Origin of the sequence: Micromonospora deserti (assembly GCF_003236335.1) — a bacterium.
Classification (GTDB): domain Bacteria; phylum Actinomycetota; class Actinomycetes; order Mycobacteriales; family Micromonosporaceae; genus Micromonospora; species Micromonospora deserti.
On record NZ_POUB01000536.1, the window covers coordinates 1 to 728 of the forward strand.

General features: G+C 68.8%; 1 protein-coding gene. It reads left to right on the top strand.

Annotated elements, in window-relative coordinates:
• Window positions 1-27: 27 nt before the first annotated feature.
• Window positions 28-672 (top strand): C39 family peptidase, encoded by a 645-nt coding sequence (locus C1I99_RS31780; RefSeq protein ID WP_111137798.1) that lies wholly within the window; start codon window positions 28-30, stop codon window positions 670-672.
• Window positions 673-728 lie beyond the last annotated feature (56 nt).

The following is a 728-nucleotide window of genomic DNA, read 5'->3' on the forward strand; positions in this document are numbered from 1 at the left end:
ACCCCCGAACGAAAGGCTTTGATCATCATGCGTACCGACATTCTGCGCAAGACCGCTCTGACCGCTGCCGGCCTCGCCTTCACCGGCGGCGCCATCGCCGCCCCGGTCACCGCCGTCTACGCCGCCGACAAGCCCACCACCTCCGCCACCGCCGACCGCAAGCACGGCGAGCGGGAACTCGGCGTGCGCTACGAAGCCCAGCCCAACTTCTACTACTGCGGCCCCGCCGCCGCCCGCAACGCCCTCTCCGTACAGGGCAAGGACATCAACGTCGACGCCATGGCCAAGCAGATGGGCACCACCGAGGCCGGCACCAACTCCATCAACGACATCACCCCCGTCCTGAACAAGGAAACCGGCAAGGACGTCTACCGCAGCGTCGAAATCCGCGAGCCCAAGGCGGACGACAAGCAGACCGACAAGCTGCGCGCCGACGTGGTGAAGACCGTGGACGAGGGCCGCGCCGTGGTCGCCAACATCGCCGGCACCGCCACCGACACCGACGGCAACACCCACTCCTTCGAGGGCGGGCACTACATCAGCGTCGTCGGCTACCGCGACGGCGGCCAGACCGTGAAGATCGCCGACTCGGCCGACCCGGACCAGGCGTCCTACTGGATGACCACCGAGGCCCTGGCCGACTGGATCGCCACCCGCGGCTACACCGCCTGACGAACCCACCAACACCGAAGGGCCGACCCCCAACCGGGGGCCGGCCCTTCGGCGTC

Coding starts and splice junctions, on each gene's coding strand:
- C1I99_RS31780 (WP_111137798.1), top strand. CDS start 28: ATGCGTACCGACATTCTGCGCAAGACCGCTCTGACCGCTGCCGGCCTC.